This is a genomic window from Sandarakinorhabdus sp. DWP1-3-1, assembly GCF_049896705.1.
Lineage (GTDB): Bacteria > Pseudomonadota > Alphaproteobacteria > Sphingomonadales > Sphingomonadaceae > Sandarakinorhabdus.
In genome coordinates, this window is the sequence record NZ_JAFCUV010000001.1 from 80,541 (window position 1) to 97,228 (window position 16,688).

Here is a 16,688-nt window from a genome sequence, read left to right on the forward strand (position 1 = left end):
GACGCTCTGCCAGGCGCTGACTTTTCGTGTGGACACGCAAATGCGGTTACAACAGGCGTCCAATTGGCCCTGCCTGCTTCACGTCTTGGACGCCGCCGGGTTGGACCTTCGCGATCCCCAGATGCCGGCGTGCCAGAGGCGCGCCTGGCGACGCCGCAGCCAGATGAGGATGCCTGTTACCGAAAGGCCGGTAACGCCCAGACCAACCACGCTCACCGCGATGCGCACCGGCAGGCCGCCGATTGCGGCCATGTGAAGGCCTGACAGCCAGGTTTCCACGGTGGCGCGACGGTGTTCGCCGGTTGGCAGCGTCAGGTATCGCAAGGCGCCAGTATCGCCGTCGAACGCAAGACGGGCGCCGGCGAACTTTTCATAGACGTCGCGGTCGGAGCGGAAGCCATAGATGTATATGCCGGTCGCGGCGTCGTAGTTGAGGAACATCTCCTGGGTCATGACGAAATGGCGTCGCTGCGCCGTTTCTGCGGCTCGGTTCCGCGCCGTCGTGATCGCCTGCTGCCAATCGAGTCGGGGGGACAGGCGCGGAGCCGGAAGGGAGGGCTGGGGGACAAGGCCGCCGCGGCCCTCGCCGAGCAGCGCGGTCATCACCGGCGAGAACACGGGATTGAGATTGAAGCCAACGCTCGACCAGGCGAACAGCAGCAGGATCGGCCAAAGCCAGAGGCCGCCGGCCCGGTGCAAGTCGAACTCGCGTTTCGCTGGGCTGCTGGTCCGCACCGACCAGGCATGGCGCCAGCGGCGAAACCAGCCACGGCGGGCGATCGGCAGGGTCAGGTAGAAGCCGACGAAACAGTCGAGCGTCCAGACCAGCGCCGCGATCCCGAGGATGGTTGTGCCCCAGCTGTCGAGCGCCAGCGAATAGTGCAGGCGATAGAGGAAGGGCATGAGGTTGACCCGGCCCTCCGACAGGTCGCCCCAGCGGCGGCGGCCCGTCTCCTGGCCGGTCGCGGGATCGATCGCGATCTCATCGAAATCGAGGACGGGGCCGCCGGGGCGAGACTGCACCGGAAAGACGACGGCAGCGCCCGGATCGAGATGCAATCTGAGGTGCGGGACAAGGCCGCCGCTGGCGCGCTCGGCATCGGCGCGCAGCTGCAGCGGGTCGCGGGCAGAGCCGGCGGAGGCGCTGTGGAATGCCGGCGCCAGCAGGCGGTCGAGCGGCTCGTGGAACGGCAGCAAGGCGCCGGTTGTGCCGACGATGACGAGGAAGAAGGCCAGCGCCAGGCCCGCCCAGCGATGGACGAGCGCCCAGAAGCGGCGGGCGTCGGACACGGCTAGAGCACGGTGCTGAGCGACAGGCGCGCCGTGCGCGGCGCAGCGAACTGGAAGGCGCCGAAGCCGACACCAGTGAAGTAGTTGCTGTCGAAGACGTTTTCCACGACGAGGCGAAGCGTGGCCCGCGCGTTGCCGATGTCGAAGGCGTAGCGCGCGCCGAGATCGAGACGCGCAAAACCATCCACCGCGAAGCTGTTGATCTCGTCGGCGAACTTGGAGCTGGAGAGGTAGACGCCGCCGTTGACCGCCAGGTCGGCCTGCAGCGGCAGGCGATAATCGACGAAGACATTGCCCTGCCATTCGGGGACGTTGCTGGGCCGCTTGCCGAGCAGGGCGAGATTGTCGGTTTCGCGGATGCGCGCGTCGAGATACTGGAGCCCGCCGACGACCCGCAGGTCGCGCGTCAGCTGCCCTGCGAGAGTCAGCTCGAAGCCGCGGTGGCGCTGGCGCCCGTCCTGCACATAGCGGTTCGAATCGTCGATGCGTTCGAGGCTGCGATCGATGTCGAAGACCGCGGCCGCAAGGGTGGCGCCGGCGAACAATTCGGCCTTGGCGCCGATTTCATACTGGCGCGAGGTGATCGGCGGCAGCTGCTGGTTGGCGTTGGCCGTTCCGAGCGGCGCCGTGCCACCCTGTTCGAAGCCTTCGGCATAGGTGGCGTAGATCGACACCGACGGGGCGGGCTTGTAGATCACCGCGCCGACGGGGGTGAAGACGTCCTTTTCATAAAGCGAGTCGCGGGATTGATCCGGGTTGAAGAAGGTTTCGAATTTGGGGCGCGTATAGCGCCCGCCGACCAGCACCGTCAGGCGATCGGTGAGCGCGACGAAATCAGTGGCGTAGAGCGACCATTGCCGCTCGCGGACACCGGTGAAGCTGGGGTCGGAGGTCACCATAGGGTCGGCGATGCGGACCGGGTTGAACAGGTTCGACCGGCCGATGACATCGTAGAAGCCGAATTGCGGGAAGGTGAGCCGGTTGGCGAGGTGATAGGCACCGATGACGACGTCGTGGTTGATCGGCCCGGTTGCGAACTTGCCTTCGATGGCGAGTTCGGCAGTCAGCGGGTCGCGGCGCTGGTCGGGCTGGTAGTAGAGCTCCGAATCGAAGTTGCCGGCGGCGTCGATCGACTGGAAGGCGATGTAGGTCGCGTTCTGGTCGCGCACCAGGTTCATTTTCTGGATGCCGGCGCGCAGCGACCAGTCGGGCGCGAACTGCCATTTCACCCGCGCCGAGCCGATCAGATTGCTGGTCGGATAGGTCGTCCACGACTGGCCGAGGTAGGTCCGGCGGTCATAGCGATCGAGCAGGCCGCGGATCTGGTCCCGGGTCAGGCCGGGCTGGAATGAATCGAGGCTGATGGTGGCGTTCTGCTCGAGTTCGCGGAACTGGTATTCGCCCTCCAGCTCGACCGTCAGGTTGGGTGCGGCTTGCCAGGCGAGGAACAGGCTCGCCATGCGGCGGGGGCCGGCGACATCGTCGACGAACAGGGCATCGCGTGCCAGGACGCCGTTGAAGCGAAAGCCGAGCGTATCGCCGATGGGGCCGCCGATGTCGACATGGGCGCCGATGCCGCCATTGCTGTCGCCGAACACATCGACGAACCGGTACGGTGCCGATGTCGGGCGCTTCATCACATAGTTGACGATGCCTCCCGGCGACGCAAAGCCGAAGCGAAGCCCCGCGACGCCCTTCAGTATTTCGACGGCGGCCTTGTTCTCGAACGGCGACTGCGCCTGGTTCTGGTACAGCAAGCCTTCGCGGTAATAGCCCGACGAGTTGCTGAGGGTGAAGCCGCGGATCGCCACGCTGTCGTAGAAGCCCGTAGCGGCATCGGTTGCGACCACCGAGGGGTCGTTCTTGGCGACATCGAACAGCGTGCGCACCTGCTGGTCCTGCAGCAGTTCGATCGAGAATGACGACACCGAAAACGGCGTGTCGAGGACGGGGCGCGCACCGAACAGTGCGACGGATTGGGCCTCGGCCCGATAGCCCCGCTCGCGTTCTCCGGTAACGATGATGACGGAGGCATCGTCGGCCGCAGTATCGTTCGCGGATGCTGGGGTCGCGGGACCGATGAGCGCGAGTGCTGCAGCCACGTATCGCAGTGTCATCATAGATCGCCCACTTGCTGCTCTTGATAATCAGTCGCGGCCTCGAGTATGCACATGATTGTTGCGAGTCAATATCAACAGCGCACGCATCATGGGCTATGACGCCGGTCTGTCGGAGTAGGACGCTCTAGGCGACGAGCTCGGGGTGAGCGGTTGCAAAGTGCAGGACTGCCGCAGCAAGGCGCTGCGCAGTCGTGCGGGTCAGTTGGAGGCGTCGGGCTTGCCGGTTGCCAATGTCGCAACTGCTGGTTGCGGGGCCAAAGCGCGGCAGATCGTAGGGCGAGGCACCTCGAACAAGTCTGACAGGTCGTTGATCGAATAGTCGCCGATATCGTACATGCGGCGCACTGCATCGGCGAGAGCCTGGGCTGCTCGCCCTTCGGCTTGCGCTTGGTCTTGACGACCGCCATGCCCTGGCGGGTGCGCAGGCGGACAAGTCGCTCTCGAGCTCTGCAAGGTGGTGGGCATGTTGCAGAACATGCTGCCCACTGGATGGGTCGGACCGTGGGTCGGCTATCGTTCGTCAGGCCGGATGGCCGGGCGCGCCGTACAGAACTTGTTGCTTGAGTGCTGTCTCACTTGGCCGCGCGTGGTCCACCGCGCCCGCTTGGGAAGCGGTGGACACATCGACAACGTGATACTTAAAGCAGGCCGGTAGCCCAACGATCGGCTGCCATGCCTTATCGTTAACGCTTGGCGGCCGCTTCAGCCATGGCCGGCGCTGCCTCGATATTGGGCGCACCGGCTTGATCGCCGTCCGTCGTGCGCCCGGCCCCAGGACCGGCACCAAGGTCAACCCCGGTCAAGGGATCCACGCTGGTATCAGATTGGGTCCGTGCCGACATTTTCTCCAGTACCTTGGCATCGCCAGCCTGCAGCGCGACGCTGGCGGTGCCGTCGCCACCGTCGATCGGCATGGTCTCAGTCAGGTCGTCAATCCGATCCCATTGCGGCCCGGAGTTCCACGAGCCCTGCACGTCGCCTTCACCCTGCGAGGTGTTCACATAGATGTTGGCGTATTTCTCGACGCCGGGCAGTTTACCGGACGGGAAATTGTCTTCGATCGCATATAGCGCTTTCTCGAACGATTTCTGGTGCGCGATCTCGCGCGTCATCAAGAATCCGAGCGCTTCCTTGATGCCGGGGTCGTCGGTGACGTTGATCAACCTCTCATAGACGATCTTGGCGCGGCTTTCCGCCGCGATGTTGGATCGCAAGTCCGCCGTAGGCTCCGACCGGCTGTCGACATAGGCCGCGGTCCACGGCACCCCTGCGGAGTCCATCAGCGAAGGCCCGCCGCCAAATAGCAGTGCCTCCTTAGCGCTCACGCCACTGGCCCCGATTGTGCGGTAAAGTTCCGCCTCTTCCATCACGCCCTCGGCAAGCTGCGCCTTCACACCCTTGTTGAGCATCGCGACAATCGAGCCGATCACCTCGAGGTGGCTCAGCTCTTCGGTGGCGATGTCCATGAGCAGGTCCTTGCGGCCAGCATCGTCTTCACCGAGGCCTTGCGTGAAATAGCGCATCGCGGCGGCGAGTTCGCCATCGGCTCCGCCGAACTGCTCGAGCATCATCGTGGCCAGGCGCGGATTGGGCTCGGCAACACGTACCGTATATTGCAGACGCTTGTTGTGCATGAACATCGGGCATCTCCTGAATTGTCGCTCAACAACCATGTCAGGCCATGACAAGTTCCGCCGAAATACTAATAATGTCGGTACGTTACCGGATCGGTGCGGGGCCGTCGCAAAGGCTATCCGATGATGCACAAGCCGGGCACGCCGTTCGCGGCTTGTGCCACTGCAGCCTCGATGACGGACCCGACTGCGGCTTGGCCGGACTTCCATCGCTGTCGGATCGTGAGGCGCGAAAAGTCCATCGCCTTGCCGGCAACCTCGTTCGACTGATCGGTGTACGCAATCCGCAGCAAAGTGATGCTAACGTCGTCGCGGGAGCCATAGCTCTCTCGCCAGCGCGCGATTGTACGGCGAGATTGTGCGGCGAAGACAAGATCCTGCATACGGCTTGCCGCCTCGCCAAGCGTCGCCGGCAACGTACCCGACAGCGGCAGAAGGTCGACGGCAATACATAGTACCGGCCGCGACGGCGGGTCGGCCAGCAGGGGGTCGAGCGGCAGATTTGCCGACAGGCCACCGTCGACCAGCCAGCGCCCGTCGATCTCGACGGGCGGAAACGTGACCGGCAAGGCGGCGCTGGCGCGGATGTGCCTGGCTTCAATAGCCCGGTCCGCGGTATCGTAGAAGACGTCCTCTCCCGTTTCGAGGTCCACCGCCGTGGCGGTGAACCGACAGTCGCCACTGTTCAGGCGACTGAAATCGACCATTCGGTCGAGAGTCCGCTCGAGTTGATCGGTTTCGAAAAGCGAATGCTGCTGCCCGGTGAAAGGGAGCATGGTCGACAGCATCGGGCCGAAGATCCCCGGCCGCCCTGCCATCATGGTCCAGCTCGCGGCCGCGGTCCGTCGACCGACGTCGGCAGCTTCGAGCAGCCAGGTGCCGGCGGTGCCGGCTACACGCGCCTCGTCGGGTCGCCAGAAGGCCCTGAGTACATTCACGCGGCGATCGGGCGCCGCCCCGGCGATCAAGGCGCCGTTTATCGCGCCGATGGACGCACCGATGATCCAGTTGGGGTGCAGGCCGCCATCATGCAGCGCTTCATATACCCCGGCCTCGAAGGCTCCGAGCGCATTGCCGCCGCTCAATACCAGAACGATGTCGAAATCGCGCGCCAGCTGCGGCTGCGGGTCGAGAAGATCGGAAATGCTGGCCATAGGTAACTCTGCGCAAGGGAAAACAGGCACGCGACTGCGCCTCGGCCCAAGAACGCACCAAAGGCTACTTCGCAGGCATCGGTGCGAGCACGACACTCCCGTCCAGGGATTCCTCGGCACGCCATTCGATTAAAAGCAACGCCGGAACTCTCTCACGCCCCGGACATTTTTCCCACGACCCCTACAAGGCCCCGCCCCATGTCCGTACCTGCGCTGCGCACTCCGACACTGCTGCTTCCGCTCGCCTTCACCATGGTTGCCTACTGGCTCTACGCTCGCAGTCTTCAACCTGAGCTCGACGCCCGCACCGCAGCTCGCCTTCGCCCTGCGGGTGCGCGATGAAGATCCACCATCTCAACTGCGGCACCTGCTGCCCCGCCGGCGGACGCCTGTTCGATGGCACAACTGACGGTGCCACCGGCCGACTTGTCTGCCATTGCCTGCTCGTCGAAACCGAAGCCGGCCTTGTCCTTGTTGATACCGGATATGGCACTCGCGAAATCGCCCATCCGCTGCCTCGGCTGTCCCCTGCCATGGTCGCCCTCTGCAACCCCCAGTTCCGCACGGAAGAAACCGCCATTGCTCAAGTCCGCGCCCTCGGTTTCGACCCCGCCGACGTCCGACACATCATCATCACCCATCTCGATTTCGATCACGCCGGCGGCCTCGAGGACTTTCCGAACGCCGCCATTCACGTCACTGCCCGTGAACGCGAGGTCGCCGACCAGCGCCGCGGCAACGTGCTTGTCGGCACCCGCCGGTATCGCCCCGCACAATGGGACGGTCTCGAAAACTGGCGCCTTTACCCGTTCGGCGGTGGCGAACCCTGGCACGGCTTCGACACCGTCCGCGACCTTGACGGCTTGCCACCCGAAATCCTGCTCGTCCCCCTTGCCGGTCACACCTGGGGCCACACCGGCGTTGCGATCCGGCAGGGCGACGGCGACTGGCTGCTCCATGCCGGCGACGCCTATTTCTTCCGCGGCGAGATCGGCGGCACCTATCATTGCCCGCCGGGCCTGCGTGGCTACCAGGCGCTCATGGAGGTCGACCGCGCTGCCCGCCTCGGCAACCAGGCCCGCCTCCGCCAGCTCGCCGCCGCGCACGGCGACAGCGTTCGCATCATCTGTGCGCACGACGCTTTGGAATTCGACCTGCTGGCTGCCCGTTGATGTGCAGCCACGCGAAGACGACCCGGGATGTCACAGCCGGCTCGGGAGGACCGGGTAGCGCTGAGAACGCCAGCGCAGGTGCCTGAGCATGCCCGGACGGTATCCGACCTGAAGGCGGCCATCGCGGCATCGCGCGAGCAGCTCTATGTCCAGCAGCAACTCCAGGCAATGGCGGCGACGGCGGGGTGATCACGCTCACCACCCTTTCGAATATGACCGGCTCGTCCCATGTTCGCAACGGGCATGTCGCTGTTGCGACGCTGGCGGGGGTGAATGGCACGGCGGTTTACAGCACGGGCGGTTATATGTCGGTGTTCAACAACGGCGCGATGACCGGCGACATTTACCTGCTTAATGGCGGTGGCAGCGGCTGCTTTACCAACACCGGCTCGTTTTCGCCTGGTAAAAGCGTCACCGTGGGCACCTGCGGGGTCGACAACAGCGGCACGATCAATCTTTCCGGCACCACGAGCATTGCCGGCAATTACCGCGGCAGCGGCAAGCTGTTGATCGATGCCGATTTCGTCGGCGGCGCATCCGATCGACTGGCGATCGACGGCGATGCCGTGGTGGGCGATACGGTAACGGTCAACGCTCGCACCATTCGCAATGCGCCGATCAAGATTGCTTCGGCGACCGGTTCAACGACGCTCGATCCGGCGCTCAAGATGGCCGACAACAGCCATTTGTACGACTTCAAGGCAACGGCGGTCGGCAAGGACCTGATGGTAGCGCCGGTTGTCCGCCTGCGCCAGCACTCGAGCCGTGACGGCGATCGCAACTGGCTTCTCCTGCCGGGTGGCCCCGGCATCGGTTCCGAAAGCCTTCAGGAACTGGCCGACTGCCTCACGGTCGCGGGATCCCTATGGCTTGTCGTCCTGCCGGGAGACGGCTCCAATCCGGCGCCGGCCGGAACCGCGCCCTTCGCCAACTGGCCTCACGTCGTCGTGGATGCAGCCCGCATGCTGCCCAATGTCGTTCTTGCCGGTCATTCGACCGGGGGCATGTATCTGCTCGCCACCCCTGAACTCGAACGGCATCTGGTCGGACTGGTTCTGATCGATACAGCCCCCAATGCCAGCTGGCATGCACATTTCGTCGAAGTGACCCTGCGGCACCCGTTGCCGGCGGTGGACGCTGCGGCGGCAATCTATGCAGCAGACAAGTGCGACGCGAGCATCGCGGCGATCGCCGTCGCATCGGCCGAATGGAACTTCACGCCGCAAGGCCTGGTGGCCGGACGCGAGCTGCTTTCACGCATGCCCTACAACAGCGCCGCCATCGAATGGTCGGACGCGCATTTCGACCATGTCTACAAGGCGGCCCGGTAGCGCGAAGCGATGCCGGTACTCGTGCTGGCCGGAACTGATGACAGGATCGTCAGCCAGCATGGCTGGGAAGACCCGCGATCCCACACACCAAACGCCGTGCCGATCATCGGCGGCGGGCATTTCCCCTGGATCGAGAACCCATCGATGGTCCGCGATGCGTTCAAACATCTGGAACTTCAGGTCGATCGACACGCGATGCAAACCACTTGATCGACAACGACGCAGCGCAGGCTGCAGCGCGATGTTGCGATCGTTCCCATAATGTTGAGGCATGAGCTGCTCGGCCAAGGTGCAGCGGTTTCGCTCTGCACCCTCCCAGCCTCGGTTCGCCAGCGAAAGGAGTGGCCGACAATTGCAGGCTGCTCACCTAAGCTGTGAGATCGCCGAGCGGCGTCGTAGCGTCCGCGCGGGGAGGCTGGGGAAGCACTACGCGACTCCACAAGGCCTCATTTTCAACGTCGAAGGAACCTCATCTCGTCCCCCCTGTTTTCCTTGCAATCAGGTTGTGCAAGCGTTGAGCCGGCGAGATAGGCGAGCGCAGGCATCTGACGCGACAGGCTTATTGAGTGGCTTCGGGAGCTCGGCTTTGGATACGACTCTGCGATGAATGCTGGTTCCGGAGAGCGCTTGATCACCGGCATCGAAGGCCTCGACGTGATCCTTGGCGGTGGCTTGGTTCGCGGCTGCGCTTACATCGTTCAAGGGCCTCCAGGCGCTGGCAAGACCGTGCTTGCAAACCAGCTCGGTTTCAATTTGGCGCGGGCCGGCCATCGGACACTTTATGTGTCGTTGTTGTCCGAATCGCACGACCGGATGCTTGCCCACATGAGTGGCATGGGGTTCTACGACCGAATGGCAGTTCCCGATGCCATCTCCTACATCAGCGCGTTTTCTACTTTGTCTGCTGAAGGGTTGCCGGGCCTGCTTCGTCTGGTTCACGCCGAGCTTCGGCGCCACGAAGCGTCGCTGCTCGTGCTGGACGGGCTGTTTGTTGCGCATGATGCCTCAGAGGACGAGAATGAATTTCGGGCCTTCGTGCACGAGTTGCAGGGGGCGGCTGCGTTGTCCGGCTCGGTCTTGTTCGCACTTACCAACCTCGGACACAGCGTCGGCGCGCCGGAGCATACCATGGTGGACGGCGGCATCGAGTTGCTCGATGAGATGTACGGCGCCAGATCGGTCCGCACGATTATCGTGAAGAAGCAGCGCGGCGGGAGCCACCTTCGGGGTCGTCACCAGTTCCGGATTACTGACGAAGGCATCAGGATCTTCCCGCGGCTTGAAGCGGCCCTTGATCGGAGCCCGGCGGAATCGGAACTGACAAATCGAATTCCGGGCGGGATCGAGGGTTTCGATCTGATGATCGGGGGTGGCTACCCATCCGGCTCGGCGACGATCATGGCGGGTCCCTCGGGGGTCGGAAAGACGACGGTCGGTCTGCAGTTCCTGGCGCAGTCAACACCTGAGGAGCCAGGGTTGCTATTCGGCTTCTACGAGACGCCGGCGCGGATTCGTACCAAGGCGCGAAGCGTCGGCATCGATATCGATGGACTGTTGGCGTCAGGGGCGCTCGAGATCATCTGGCATTCACCGGCGGAGAACCTGGCTGACGAAATCGGTCATAAGTTGCTGGAAGCTGTCGAGCGGAAAAAGGTCCGGCGGGTATTGTTCGACGGCATCGGCGCCTTGCGTTACACCTTCGTCTTTCCCGAAAGGCTTGCTTTATTCATCAATGCGATCAACAACAAATTGCGCAGAGCCGAGACAACCATAATCTATACGCTCGAGCTTCCGACATTGTTCATGCCGGACCGTCTGTTGAATGATGAACTGTCTACGATGGCAGATAACATCGTCATAAGTTACTATACGCGGCCTGCCACACGACATGAAGGTGGGCGACACTTGCGCGTCGTTGATCGGGAGCTTTTGATCCTCAAGGTGCGGGACAGTTCTTTCGACACCTTCCCGGAAGTGTTCCACATCTCGAGTGAAGGTATTCGCTTCGGCCGTGCGACGGCAGCCGAGCAGCGTCCTGATGGGGCAAGTGGCGTCAGTGAAGGCGCCTGAGGTGGAAACGATACTCCTCGTGGAAGACGAGATCGTGATCGCGCTCGGCACCAGCATGATGCTGGAGGATGCCGGCTACACGGTTCATGTCGCTCCCGATGGGCAGGCAGGTCTCGATCAAGCCCTCAAGGTCGAACCTGATCTGATCATGACGGACATGATGATGCCGCGCATGAACGGCTTGGCGATGATCGACGAACTGCGTCGTCGTGGCGTTACGGTGCCGATCATCATTGCAACGTCGATATCCGAGGAAAGCCTCCGGAAAGGCGACGGCGGCAGCTATGACGCGTATCTGGGGAAGCCGTACCGGGAAGGACCGCTCCTTGCGCTTGTGCGTCAGCTACTGGATGGACATGCGTCAGAGGAGACAAACGGTTCATGACGCGCTTGTCGAGACGACGCGGCACTCTTGCCGCTCAGCCGTTCCAGTTGTGCACGGTATCCTCAAGGTAAAGCACGTTGTGCCGTTTCGCGATGTGACGCTGATGGTGCCTTCGTGGGCCTTCGCGATCTCGGAGCAGATGTAGAGTCCGAGGCCCAGGCTGTTGCGGTCGCCGGTGGCCTCGCCGCGGACGAACGGCCGAAACAGGCGCTCGATTTCGAAAGCCTCGATAGTCGGGCCGGCGTTTGCGACGGAGAGTTCAAGCGCGCCATCGTGGGTTCGGCCATGGATCCGAACCGGCGCGGCAGGGTCACCGTACACCATCGCGTTGCTGAGCAGATTTGAGAGCAGCTGTCCGATCCGCATTGCATCGCATTGCACGGCGTCGGATATCCGGAGATCGACGATAACAGTGCGCGTCGGGTGCACTATCCTGATTTCGTCGATCACCTGAACGAGCGTCGATTCCAAGGGCTGATCTTTATCGATACGGGCGCCGAAGCCGACCCCCGACTTGCCTCTCGCAAAGTCGAAGATGTTGTCGATCAACTCGACGATGCGGGCAATGCTGCGATCGATATGAGCGCTCATCTCGATGACGCCATCGGGGTTGCGCGTGAGCAGTCGCGTCGCCGCTGCGATCGATGCAAGCGGGTTCTTCAAATCATGGGCGAGCACCACGAAAAAATGCTCGCGCAAGATAGCGAGCTCATGCTCGCGGGCCGCACTGTGGCTCCCATGGGTCGGCCGAGCGACAGCATGGTCGCCATCGCCTGGCGAGCGCTCAAGCCGATCCGTCATGTTCACCTGATACATGACTGCGCGCATCCCCGACAAATCAATGCTATGCAGATGTTCGAACGCTAGCGTTGCAGAAAGAATTGCGGCCGTCTGTTGTCCCTCCGACAGACGCGCCGAAAAATTTGTCCGATGGACATCTCACCGGGGTCAGTTCGGCGCCGGTCCCGAAAGATAGCTCCTGTGATAGCGCCACAAGTCGACACTGCGACGCACAAGAACCAGCTGCTCGGCGCATTTCCGGCTGACGTGCGTCTGCGGATCGAAGACCATCTGCACCCTGTGGACTTTAGTCTCGGTGATACCGTTTGCGAGGCGGGTGGACTTCTGACACATGCCTATTTTCCGCAAGGCGGCGTCTTGTCCCTGCTCACGGTCCTGGCGGATGGCTCAGAGATCGAATGTGCCAATATCGGCCGGGAAGGCGCATTCGGGTTGTTTGCGGCCATGTATAGTGGCGTGTCGTACAATCGGTGCACTGTCCAGTTGCAGGGACCCATTCTGCGATGCGCAATCGAGCCGCTGCGAGACGAATTCCGGGCTAGTGCCGAACTGCAAAATTTGTTCGTCAGTTTCTCCGAGACTCTGCTGTCACAGGTAATGCAGACCGTTGCCTGCAACGCCCTTCACCTGGTCGAAGAGCGCCTGTGCCGCTGGCTCCTCATGATGCACGACCGGGCCGAGGGCGAACAACTGACCTACACCCATGAGTTTCTGGCCCGTATCATGGGCGTAAACCGTACGTCCATCACGCTGGCCGCGCAATCGCTACAGAACGCCGGACTGATCAAGTACCGTCGTGGCTTGATGCAGATCGAAGACCGCCTCGGTCTGGAAAAGGCCGCCTGTGAATGTTACGCCATTGTCAAATCACGGTTTGATGTGTTTCTCACACCTCCCGCTTCGGCATTTCAGGACGTCGTCAACAACAGGGTCAATAATTTGACTGCGGGCGTGTTCGCAGCAGCGCCAAGGCATGGATAGAAAGGGGGCAGTAGCGGAATGGCTGGTGACATAGAAGGCGAGACGATCGAGGAACTGCTGTCCACCCCCGCTTTGGCCGATGCGCTGGAAAGCGATCGCTTCCGGCAGTTTCTGGACCACGTGCCGGTTGCGATCGCGGTCTCCGAGCTGCGACCTTCGGAGGCGATCACCTATTGCAACCTGGAATTCGAGCGCCTTACCGGATTGACCGCAGCCCAGATCGACGGGAGCAGCTGGTCCAGACTGCCTGGAGTGGCCACGCCGTCTCATGATGACACGCGCCTGGGTGACGCCGTTCAATGCGGGGAAGAATATCTGGGGACCTTCACCATCGAGCGAGGGGGCGAGCGCCTCGCTGTCGATGCCTGGTCGAACACGATCGAGAAGGAGGATGGCACGCCGGTCTTCCGTCTGGTGGCTCTGGCCGTCACCGGGCTGGCCGGGCGGTCCGACGCCGATGAGCAGGAGCTGCTGCTGCGCTCGAAGGATGAACTTCTTCTGGAGCTTCAGCACCGTGTGAAGAACAATCTTCAAATGATCATGGCGCTGATCAGAATGGAGGCACGCAATCTGGGAAACACCGACGCGGGGTCGCGGTTCGACAATCTGGCGGGCCGGATCAACTCGCTCTCGATCCTTTACGACCTGCTCTCCGGCCAAGGCGCCGGAGATGCAGTCGATCTCGGCGTATATCTCAGCCAGATTGCGTCGTCCGTGATGCAGGCGCATGCGCCGGAGGGCGTGCGACTGGAACTCAAGGTCGACACGTGGCCGGTTTCGTTGAATGTCGCCATGCCGACGGGCCTGGTCGTCAACGAAGTCATGACGAACGCGCTCAAGCATGCCTTCAAGGATCGTGATGGTGGCCTCATCACGGTCTCCAGCCTTGTCGAGGACACAGGGTGCCAAGTGATCATTGCCGATGACGGGATCGGCCTGCCACCCGGAGCAACCTGGCCCGAGCCGGGCAAGCTCAGCGCGGTTATCGTCCGATCGCTGCAACAAAATGCAATGGCCACGATCGACGTACAGTCGGCACCGGGGGACGGAATGCGTGTCAGCATCTTCTTCGCTCGCAAGGCTGCCAGCCCATCATGACTTCGCGCTGAGAAAGCCCAAGGCAGAACAACGTTATTGGAGTGCTCGCGCTTGTGGCATTCCAAACTAGCTTCAAGAGGGGTTGTACATGCTTGGCAGCAACTGGTGGGCTCGGATCGTCGAGGACGGGATCGGTGAATCCTATGTCTTCGATGCAACGACTTTCCAGTTCAAGCTCGTCAACCGGCAAGCGCGGCAGAATCTTGGATATGATGCCGCGGAAGTGAGCCGGATGACCCCCTGGCACATCAAGCCTCGAATCCCCGAGCGGCAGTTTCGCGACATGATTGCGCCGCTTGTGTCCGGGGAACATTCGCTTTTGGCGTTCGAGACCGTGCATCAGCGCAAGGATGGTTCACAGTATGATGTAAGCGTGCGGCTGCAGTTGCTTCGGTCTGAAGACGATGCCGTATTCTTCGCAGCAATCGAGGACATCACAGCGCAAAGGCGCGCAGAGGAGCAGCTTCGTCAGACCAGCGACCGGCTCGATGCCATCGTCAACAACACGCGCATGGCACTGTTCATGATGGACGATCGCCAGCGCTGCATCTTCATGAACGCGGCAGCGGAGGAGATGACGGGTTTCAGCTTTGCCGAAACGCAGGGCCGGGTACTGCACGATGTCATCCACCACACCCACCCGGATGGGCGCCCTTTTCCGCTGGCCGACTGCGCCATCGACCGTGCCTTTCCGGAGAACAACCAGCAAAGTGGCGAAGAGGTGTTCGTTCACAAGGACGGCAGCTTCTACCCGGTGGGGTTTACGGCTTCACCATTACGCAACGACGCTGGCGACTCGATAGGCACCGTTATCGAGGCAAGGTTGATCGCCGACGAAATCCGCGCCCGGGAAACCATGCGCGACTACAACGAGACGCTGAAGCGCGAGATCGAAGTGGCGGTCACGCAACGCAAGCAAGCCGAAGTGCAGCTGTTCCAAGCCCAAAAGATGGAGGCAATCGGCAACCTTACGGGCGGGGTGGCTCATGATTTCAACAACATCCTTCAAGTCGTGAAGGGCAATCTGGACTTGCTGACGCGCAACGTGGTTGGCAACGAAACTGCGGAGCGCCGGATACAGCATGCGATGGCCGGCGTGTCGCGGGGCGCAAAACTCACTTCGCAACTGCTGGCATTTGCCCGGCGCCAGCCCCTCGAGCCATCCGCGCTGCATCTCGGCCGCCTCCTCCACGGACTGGACGACATGCTGCGCCGCACGCTCGGCGAGGCTGTGGAAATCGAGATCGTCAGCAGCGGCGGGTTGTGGAACTGCAACATCGACCGCGCCCAGATCGAGAATGCGATCCTCAACCTGGCGATCAACGCCCGTGACGCGATGGAGAACCGGGGAAAGCTGACTCTGGAGGTCAGCAATGCGGTTCTCGACGATCACTATGCATCGGATCATGCCGACGTGACCGCGGGACAATATGTGATGCTGGCGGTCACCGATACGGGATGCGGCATGACACCCGAGACGCTTGCCAAAGTGTTCGAGCCATTTTTCAGTACCAAGCCGGAGGGTGAAGGTACCGGGCTGGGCCTCAGCATGGTCTATGGCTTTGTCAGACAGTCCGGCGGCCATGTGAAGCTGTATAGCGAGGTCGGCGTCGGTACCACGGTCCGGCTGTACCTACCGCGAACCCGTCTGCTGGAGGAGGCCGCGGCGGAACTGCCCGCACTTACCTCGCAAGGCGGCGCGGAAACGATTCTGGTCGTCGAAGATGACGAGTCGGTTCGAGCCACGGCCGTGGAACTGCTGACCGATCTTGGATACCGGGTGCTGACGGCGTCCAACGCCGACAGCGCACTTGCGATCGTCGAGAGCGGGGTTGCGATCGATCTTCTCTTCACCGATGTCGTGATGCCCGGCAATCTGCGCAGCACGGATCTCGCGCGCCTGACGATCGCGGCGCACCCGAGTGCTGGGGTGTTGTTTACGTCCGGCTACACCCAAAATGCCATTGTTCACGCCGGCCGGCTCGACGAGGGCGTCGAGCTGTTGAGCAAACCCTATGGCCGGGACAATCTGGCACGCAAGATACGGCAGGTTCTGGAGCGCCGGCCGGCGGTCGAAGCTGCCGCGCAGTCACCCCAGGCAAAGTTGCCGCCAAGAAAGTTGGCTGTGCTTGCGGTCGAGGACGAGGTGCTCATCCAGATAATATTGTCGGAAATGTTGTCTGACATGGGGTACAGCGTGACCGAGGCGGGGACCATCGCCGAAGCCAAGGCGCAGTTGGCGGCAGCAAACTTCGATGTCCTGGTGACAGATGTGTCCTTGCCGGACGGTTCTGGAATCGAACTTGCGATCGACGCAAGATTGCGGAATCCAGGCCTTCGGCTTGTCATAGCCTCGGGTCGTGTTCCCGACACGGCATCATGGCCCGCGTCCTGAGTGATACTGGAAAAGCCGTACGACGAGACCCGCTTGCGCGCCGCGGTCGAGAAAGCGATACTCGGCTGAACCTGGGAGCGGCTCATGCAGACGCGTTCCGTGCTTCGGGCATCGACTGGGTGGACGGTGGCCACTCGCGCGCTTGACTCAGAACGCGGCTATTCACCAGAACCTGGACCCATGCGGAAAGCGGCCGTCGGTTAACTGCGACTGGCGACACAGACGGTGGACGGTTGGTTGTAGGGGGCGACGCGCAT

General features: G+C 62.4%; 14 protein-coding genes. 8 read left to right on the forward strand and 6 right to left on the reverse strand.

All coding sequences use genetic code 11. The features are described from left to right. Window positions 1-78: 78 nt before the first annotated feature. The 5 genes from ACP7AI_RS00285 to ACP7AI_RS00305 all read right to left on the reverse strand — a co-directional run bounded on the left by ACP7AI_RS00285 (window position 79) and on the right by ACP7AI_RS00305 (window position 6,198). Window positions 79-1,290 (reverse strand): PepSY-associated TM helix domain-containing protein, encoded by a 1,212-nt coding sequence (locus ACP7AI_RS00285; protein ID WP_426162794.1) that lies wholly within the window; start codon window positions 1,288-1,290, stop codon window positions 79-81. Between the two features lie 2 nt (window positions 1,291-1,292). Continuing rightward, entirely contained in the window at window positions 1,293-3,407 is a 2,115-nt protein-coding gene (locus ACP7AI_RS00290; RefSeq protein WP_426162796.1) for a TonB-dependent siderophore receptor, read from the reverse strand. 201 nt (window positions 3,408-3,608) lie between these two features. Further along, window positions 3,609-3,746, reverse strand: coding sequence for a hypothetical protein (locus ACP7AI_RS00295; protein ID WP_426162798.1), 138 nt, complete (start codon window positions 3,744-3,746; stop codon window positions 3,609-3,611). Window positions 3,747-4,093: 347 nt separating this feature from the next. Then, on the reverse strand, window positions 4,094-5,050 hold the full coding sequence (locus ACP7AI_RS00300; protein ID WP_426162800.1) for a manganese catalase family protein: 957 nt from the start codon (window positions 5,048-5,050) through the stop codon (window positions 4,094-4,096). A gap of 110 nt (window positions 5,051-5,160) precedes the next feature. After that, a complete protein-coding gene (locus tag ACP7AI_RS00305) occupies window positions 5,161-6,198 on the reverse strand; it encodes a patatin-like phospholipase family protein (RefSeq protein ID WP_426162803.1) in 1,038 nt (345 codons plus the stop codon). 338 nt (window positions 6,199-6,536) lie between these two features. Here ACP7AI_RS00305 and ACP7AI_RS00310 point away from each other — a divergent pair, with 338 nt between their 5' ends. From ACP7AI_RS00310 to ACP7AI_RS00330, 5 genes are all read left to right on the forward strand, one after another. Continuing rightward, entirely contained in the window at window positions 6,537-7,370 is an 834-nt protein-coding gene (locus ACP7AI_RS00310) for an MBL fold metallo-hydrolase (protein ID WP_426162805.1), read from the forward strand. Window positions 7,371-7,555: 185 nt separating this feature from the next. Beyond that, entirely contained in the window at window positions 7,556-8,701 is a 1,146-nt protein-coding gene (locus ACP7AI_RS00315; protein ID WP_426162807.1) for a hypothetical protein, read from the forward strand. 9 nt (window positions 8,702-8,710) lie between these two features. Beyond that, entirely contained in the window at window positions 8,711-8,911 is a 201-nt protein-coding gene (locus ACP7AI_RS00320) for an alpha/beta fold hydrolase (RefSeq protein ID WP_426162809.1), read from the forward strand. Between the two features lie 417 nt (window positions 8,912-9,328). Next, entirely contained in the window at window positions 9,329-10,771 is a 1,443-nt protein-coding gene (locus ACP7AI_RS00325) for an RAD55 family ATPase (RefSeq protein WP_426162811.1), read from the forward strand. A 1-nt stretch (window position 10,772) separates the two neighbouring features. Continuing rightward, on the forward strand, window positions 10,773-11,156 hold the full coding sequence (locus ACP7AI_RS00330; protein WP_426162813.1) for a response regulator transcription factor: 384 nt from the start codon (window positions 10,773-10,775) through the stop codon (window positions 11,154-11,156). On the opposite strand, the gene ACP7AI_RS00335 is transcribed toward ACP7AI_RS00330, so the two are convergent. Then, window positions 11,151-11,984 carry a sensor histidine kinase gene (locus tag ACP7AI_RS00335; RefSeq protein ID WP_426162815.1) on the reverse strand — a complete coding sequence of 278 codons (834 nt, stop codon included), beginning with the start codon at window positions 11,982-11,984 and terminating at the stop codon, window positions 11,151-11,153. The two genes, ACP7AI_RS00330 and ACP7AI_RS00335, sit on opposite strands and share 6 nt — an antisense overlap. A gap of 102 nt (window positions 11,985-12,086) precedes the next feature. Between ACP7AI_RS00335 and ACP7AI_RS00340 the strand changes: the two genes are divergently transcribed. From ACP7AI_RS00340 to ACP7AI_RS00350, 3 genes are all read left to right on the forward strand, one after another. Further along, entirely contained in the window at window positions 12,087-12,938 is an 852-nt protein-coding gene (locus ACP7AI_RS00340) for a Crp/Fnr family transcriptional regulator (protein ID WP_426162817.1), read from the forward strand. A gap of 18 nt (window positions 12,939-12,956) precedes the next feature. Further along, window positions 12,957-14,036, forward strand: a complete 1,080-nt coding sequence (locus tag ACP7AI_RS00345) for a sensor histidine kinase (protein WP_426162820.1) — start codon at window positions 12,957-12,959, stop codon at window positions 14,034-14,036. Window positions 14,037-14,124: 88 nt separating this feature from the next. Beyond that, window positions 14,125-16,431, forward strand: coding sequence for a PAS domain S-box protein (locus ACP7AI_RS00350; protein ID WP_426162822.1), 2,307 nt, complete (start codon window positions 14,125-14,127; stop codon window positions 16,429-16,431). Window positions 16,432-16,688: the final 257 nt, after the last annotated feature.